The 6103-nt window shown below is 69.1% G+C and carries 6 protein-coding genes; 4 read left to right on the top strand and 2 right to left on the bottom strand.

Annotated elements, in window-relative coordinates; translation table 11 throughout:
- Window positions 1-60 precede the first annotated feature (60 nt).
- Together M8C13_RS09850 and M8C13_RS09855 are read right to left on the bottom strand one after the other, a co-directional pair.
- Window positions 61-1179 (bottom strand): DegT/DnrJ/EryC1/StrS aminotransferase family protein, encoded by a 1119-nt coding sequence (locus M8C13_RS09850; RefSeq protein ID WP_252480197.1) that lies wholly within the window; start codon window positions 1177-1179, stop codon window positions 61-63.
- 1 nt (window position 1180) lies between these two features.
- Window positions 1181-2143: an NAD(P)-dependent oxidoreductase gene (locus M8C13_RS09855; RefSeq protein ID WP_252480198.1), complete on the bottom strand. Its 963-nt coding sequence runs from the start codon at window positions 2141-2143 to the stop codon at window positions 1181-1183.
- Between the two features lie 183 nt (window positions 2144-2326).
- On the opposite strand from M8C13_RS09855, the gene M8C13_RS09860 reads away from it, so the two are divergent.
- The 4 genes from M8C13_RS09860 to M8C13_RS09875 all read left to right on the top strand — a co-directional run bounded on the left by M8C13_RS09860 (window position 2327) and on the right by M8C13_RS09875 (window position 5978).
- Complete coding sequence (locus tag M8C13_RS09860) at window positions 2327-2971, top strand: NAD(P)H-dependent oxidoreductase (RefSeq protein WP_308202778.1); 645 nt, start codon at window positions 2327-2329, stop codon at window positions 2969-2971.
- A gap of 85 nt (window positions 2972-3056) precedes the next feature.
- The gene (locus tag M8C13_RS09865) at window positions 3057-3878 is read left to right on the top strand and encodes an NAD(P)H-binding protein (RefSeq protein WP_252480200.1); all 822 of its coding nucleotides are present in this window, start codon (window positions 3057-3059) and stop codon (window positions 3876-3878) included.
- 282 nt (window positions 3879-4160) lie between these two features.
- Window positions 4161-5612 (top strand): NDP-hexose 2,3-dehydratase family protein, encoded by a 1452-nt coding sequence (locus M8C13_RS09870; RefSeq protein WP_252480201.1) that lies wholly within the window; start codon window positions 4161-4163, stop codon window positions 5610-5612.
- Window positions 5613-5681: 69 nt separating this feature from the next.
- On the top strand, window positions 5682-5978 hold the full coding sequence (locus M8C13_RS09875) for an antibiotic biosynthesis monooxygenase family protein (RefSeq protein ID WP_252480202.1): 297 nt from the start codon (window positions 5682-5684) through the stop codon (window positions 5976-5978).
- Window positions 5979-6103: the final 125 nt, after the last annotated feature.

Consider the following 6103-nt stretch of genomic DNA (forward strand, 5'->3'; position numbering starts at 1 on the left):
CTTTGCACACAACGGAATGGGGCCACCCGCCGACCGGGTGGCCCCTTTCCGTTGGTGTGCTCACAGCGCGAGCAGCACCTCGCGCACCGCGGAGATCACCTTGTCCTGCAAGTCCTCCGGCAGCGCCGGGTACATCGGCAGCGAGAAGATCTGCTCGGCCAGCCGCTCGGTCACCGGCAGCGAACCCTTGTCGTAGCCCAGGTAGGCGAAGCCGGTCATGGTGTGCACCGGCCACGGGTAGCTGATGTTCAACGAGATGTCGTACCGCTTGAGCGCCTCGATGATCCGGTCCCGCTCCGGGTGGCGGACCACGTAGACGTAGTAGACGTGCTCGTTGCCCTCGTTCGTGCTGGGCAGCACCAGCCCACGGCTCGCCAGGTCGCCGAGGCCCTCCTCGTACCGCCGGGCCACCGCGCGACGCCCGGCCACGTAGTCGTCGAGCCTGCGCAGCTTGCGCCGCAGGATCTCCGCCTGCACCTCGTCCAGCCTGCTGTTGTGCGCGGGCGTCTGCACCACGTAGTAGGTCTTCTCCATGCCGTAGTAGCGCAGCCGCCGCATCCGCGCGTCGATCTCGGCGTCCGCGGTCAGCACCGCGCCGCCGTCACCGTAGGCGCCGAGCACCTTGGTGGGGTAGAAGGAGAACGCGGCCGCGTCGCCCATCGTGCCGGCCAGCCGGCCGTGGTGCCGGGCGCCGTGCGCCTGCGCGCAGTCCTCCAGCAGCGCCAGGCCGTGCTCGGCCGCGAGCTCGCGCAGCGGGGCCATGTCCACGCACTGGCCGTACAGGTGCACCGGCAGCAAAGCCTTGGTGCGCGGGGTGATCGCCGCGGCCACCTGGTCGACGTCCATCAGGTAGTCGTGCTCGCGGATGTCCACGAACACCGGGGTGGCCCCGGTCCCGACGATGGCCACCACGGTCGGCGCGGCGGTGTTGGACACGGTGATCACCTCATCGCCCGCGCCGATGCCGAGGGCTTCGAGGCCGAGCTTGACCGCGTTGGTGCCGTTGTCCACCCCGGTGCAGCAGGGCACGCCGTGGTAGGCGGCGAACTCCTGCTCGAAGCCCTCGACACTGGGTCCCAGGACCAGCTTGCCGGAACGGAACACCGTCTCCACCGCGTCGAGCAGGTCCGCCCGCTCGGCCTCGTACTCGGGCAGGTAGTCCCAGACGTAGGTAGTCATGTCAGACCGCACTCCCATTCGCGTTTGTCTTGACCTGTCGCTGGCAGAACTCGTGCCAGAACGCCTCGACCGCCTCGGCCAGCGAGCGGTGCGGCCGCCAGCCGAGCAGCTGCCCGGCCGGCTTGATGTCCACTTGGGACCATTCCTCGGTGGAGTGCCGGATCCCCGACCCCGGCCGTTCCACGATCTGTGCGGGCCGCCCGCTACAGGAGATCAACATCTCCACCAGGGTGCGCACCGAGACGCTCTGGCCACGCCCGATGTCCACCAGCCGCCCGGAAACCGGGGACAGCGCCGCGGCCGCCACGGCATCGGCGACATCGCGCACGTCCACGTAGTCCCGGTAGGCCAGCAGTGGGTCCAGCTCGACCACCGCGGGCTGCCCGTTGGCGCTGAGCAGCCGGGTGGCGACCCGGCCGAGCAGGCTGACCGCCGGGCTGCCGGGGCCCGCCAGGTTGGCGATGCGCAGCACCATGCCGGACAGCCGCCCGGTGCGGGTCTGGCTCAGCACCGCCTGGGTGGCGGCCAGCTTGGCCACGCCGTAGGCGCCGGTCGGCCGGGCCACGGTGGCCGCGCCGACCGTGGTGCCCGCCTTCACCTCGCCGTACTCCAGCACCGAGCCGAGCTGCACCACCCTGGGCCGCTGACGCAGCTGCGCCAGCGCGTCCAGCAACCGGAACGTCGGGGTGGCCACCGCCGCCCACATCTGTTCCTCGGTGCGGCCCCAGCTGCTGCCCGCGGCGTTGACGATCACCCTCGGGCCGATCGCGGCCAGCTCCCTGGCCAGCTCCTCGGCGGGCAGCCGGGCGAGGTCCATGGCGAGGAACCGGCCCGCCTGCTCGTGATCCGGCGGTCTGCGGGCCACGACGACCACGTCGAAGCCACGCTCGCGCAGCTCCGCGGACACGTGCCGTCCGGCGAATCCCGTGCCGCCCAGGACCACCGCGCTGCCGTTAGCGGACATGTCGTCCTTCCTCCGCTGCGAATTGGCACTTCGGCCGCATCGTGGACCGGGCCGGTCACGGCTGACTCAAGTCCCGCCCGACGCCAAGCCGGGCTCCGACGTGGTTCGAGCCGAACAGGCCAGGGTGAGCCCGCCACGAGCGCGCCGCCCGGCGCGCGCCTGTTAGCCCCTGAGAGGTTCGCCGTGCCCAAGCTGCTGCACATTGACTCGTCCAGTTCCGTGAACTCGGTGTCCCGCACGCTCGCCGCGGCCTTCCGCACGGTGTGGGACAAGGAGCACCCGGACGGGACGGTGACCTACCGGGACCTCGCCGCCGAACCGGTGCCGCATCTGGACCTGGACGCGGTCATCACCCTGATGGCGCCGCCCAGCACGGAAAACCAGCAGGCGGCGGCCGCGCTGCACGAGCAGCTGGTGGCCGAGATCCTGGCCGCGGACGCGTTGCTGATCAGCGCGCCGATGTACAACTGGACCATCCCCTCGACGCTGAAGGCCTGGCTGGACCAGTCGCTGGTGCTGGGCCGCACGCTGCCCTACGACCCGAGCCACAAGCCGCTCGGCGGCCGCCCGGCCACCGTGGTGCTGGCCTACGGCGGCAACTACGGCGAGGGCGCGCCGGATGCCGGCATGGACCACTGCGCGCCGTACCTGCGCACCGTGCTGGACAAGGTGCTGGGCTATGAGCTGGAGCTGGTCATCGCCCAGCACACGCTGGCCGCCTTCACCGCGCAGGACCCGGCCGAGCAGGCCAAGGGCGCGGCCTCGCTGCAGCAGGCCGAGGCCGCGGTGATGGAACGCGCCAAGCAGGTCGCGGAAAGCCTGAGCTGATTATCGGTTGTACAGAATCGGTACATTTCCGTCTCGACGGTTCCCTGATTGCGCTGGCGTCGAATTATCTGGAGAAGGAGAGTCAATGACCATTTTTGTCTCGGGTGCCACCGGTAACGTGGGCCGCCCGCTGGTCGAGCAGTTGGTGGCGGCCGGGCACCAGGTTCGCGCACTCACCCGCAATCCGGCGAAGGCGAATCTGCCCGCCGGTGTCGAGGTGGTGCAGGGCAACCTGGACAACACCGACAGCCTGGCCGAGGCGTTCACCGGGATCACCGCCGCGCACCTGATCAGCTTCGGCGACAACTACGTGCCGCTGTTCAACGGCGAGGAGATCGTGGCGCTGCTCAAGCAGGCAGGCGTGCGCAAGGTGACCGTGCTCAAGGGCGACCTGGACCGCACCGCGCTGGACGAGGCGGTCGCCGCGGCCGGCCTTGAGCACACCTACCTCGGGCCGGTGGAGTTCATGTCCAACACCCTGGAGTGGGCCGACTCGATCAAGCGGGACGGCCTGGTCCGCGAGGGGTTCTCCGAGGTCAAGAGCGCCATCGTGCACGACGCGGACATCGCCTCGGTGGCCGCGGCGGTGCTGACCAGCGACGGGCACACCGGCAAGGAGTACTGGCTGACCGGCCCGCAGGCGCTCACCCCGCCGGAGAAGGTGCGGGTGCTCAGCGAGGTGCTCGGCCGGGAGATCGGCTACCTGGAGCTGACCCAGGACGAGGTGGTCGAGCAGTGGCGCGCGCAGGGCTACTCCGGCGAGGACATCGAGTTCTTCCTGGCCATGCGGACCAACCCGCCTGAGCTGGGCGCCACCGTGCAGCCCACGGTCGAGCAGGTCACCGGCAAGCCGGGGCGGACCTTCGCGCAGTGGGTGCGGGAGAACGCGGCGGCCTTCGGCGGCTGAGCAACGCCAAAAGAACGCCACGCCGGGGGTTCCGGCATTCGGGTGACGGCAGCAGGTCACGCGGGTGCCGGAGCCCCCGGACTTTTTGTGGCCACCACGCGTGACGTGATTTGACGTGTCACTTGCACGGCAATTTTTTGTCATCCATTTGACGTAGCGGATTCAAGTGCGAATGCAGGCGGCATCGAGTCCGGGAAATGAACATTGGGCCGCGCAACACGATCCGGCTTGCGGGCTGCGTGTCTTTCCCAGCACTGAGAAGAGCCAACCTGGAGGACCGCCTTGATCTACTCCCCGACCGTCGAGCCGACCGGCGCCGGGCTCGACGACGAGCCGGCCTCGACCCTCATCGCGAGGTCCGTGCTGGCCCGCTCCGGCCGCATCACCGAGCTGGAGCACTTCCACCGGTGGATGGCCGATGAGAAGCGGCGGTCCCACATGGACGTCCGCACCGTGCCGCTGGAGAGCCTGCGCGGCTGGCGGGTCGACGGGCACACCGGCAACATCGGCCACGACTCCGGGAAGTTCTTCACCATCGAGGGCCTGGACGCCAAGGTGCCGGGCGGCCCGGTGCCGCACTGGCAGCAGCCGATCATCAACCAGCCCGAGGTGGGCATCCTGGGCATCCTGGTCAAGCAGTTCAACGGCGTGCTGCACTGCCTGATGCAGGCCAAGATCGAGCCCGGCAACTGCAACGGTCTCCAGCTCTCGCCCACCTTGCAGGCCACCCGCAGCAACTACACCAGGGTGCACCAGGGCTCGGCCGTGCCGTACCTGGACTACTTCCGGGACAGCACGCAGCACCGGGTGCTGGCCGACGTCCGGCAGTCCGAGCAGGGTTCCTGGTTCCACCGCAAGCGCAACCGCAACATGGTGGTGGAGGTCAGCGAGGACCTGGAGGTGCTGGACGGGTTCTGCTGGCTCACCCTCGGCCAGCTGCACCAGTTGCTCGCGGTGGACGACCTGGTGAACATGGACGCCCGCACCGTGTTGTCCTGCATGCCCTTCGCCGGACCCGACCTGCTCGCGCTGTTCGCCGACAGCCGCGACGAGTTCACCGCCGCGCTCATCCGGTCCTACTCGGCGGAGGCGGTGGCCAGGCACACCATGGCCGAGGTGCTCGGCTGGATCACCGACGTGCGCACCGAGCAGGTCTGCCACGTCGAGCTGATCCCGCTGCGCGAGGTCAGCCACTGGCGGCACGAGGACGGCAAGATCTCCCACGACAGCGGCCTGTTCTTCAACGTGATCGGGGCCAGCATCACCGCGGCCGGCCGCGAGGTGCGCGCCTGGAGCCAGCCCCTGATCGAACCCTGCGACGAGGGCGTGGTCGCCTTCCTGGCCAAGCAGATCGACGGGGTGCTGCACCTGTTGGTGCAGGCCAAGACCGAGCCCGGCTACGTCGATGTGATCGAGCTGGCGCCGACCGTGCAGTGCTCGGTCTCCAACTACGACGCGCTGCCCCCGGAAGCCCGTCCGCCGCTGCTGGACACCGTGCTCTCGGCCGGTCACGAGCAGCTCCGGTTCGACGCGGTGCACTCGGAGGAGGGCGGGCGGTTCTACCACGCCCGCAACCGGTACCTGGTGGTGGAGGTGGCCTCGGACTTCGAGCCGGAGCACCCGAGCTATCGCTGGTTGACGCTCGCGCAGCTGGTGGATCTGTTGCGGCACAGCAACTACATCAATGTGCAGGCGCGTAGCTTGATCGCTTGCTTGCACGGGTTGTCCGGCTGAGTTCGATCCGGGTTCGAGCTTGCCGCCGCAGACTTTCGGCAGAACACCGCATCCCGCAAGGAGACTTTGATGAGTGGCGTGACGTTTGTGAACCGGTTCACGGTCCAGGGGGATCCGGAGGAGTTCGAGCGGGCCTTTGCGCAGGTGGCGAAGTTCATGGCGGATCAGCCGGGGATCAAGGGGTACACGTTGTCCCGGCACAGTGAGGATCCGCGGCAGTACGTGAACATCGCGGTGTGGACCGATGCCGGGGCGTTGCGGGCCGCGGTGGCGCATCCGGAGTTCGGGGCGCATGTGGGGGCGTTGCGGGCGCTTGCGGTGAGCGAGTCGGATCTTTACTTGGAGCGGCACGCGTTTGTGGGTTGAGCGGGCGGGCGATCTTCGCGGAAGGGGATCGCGGGGTCAGGTGCTCGCTAGCTGTTTGCTGTTACATTGGCGCGCTCCGCGCGCGGGATTTTTTCGCTCCTGAGTCGTGCGTTCGTGACCCCGAC

The sequence above is a fragment of the Crossiella sp. SN42 genome (genome assembly GCF_023897065.1).
Lineage (GTDB): Bacteria > Actinomycetota > Actinomycetes > Mycobacteriales > Pseudonocardiaceae > Crossiella.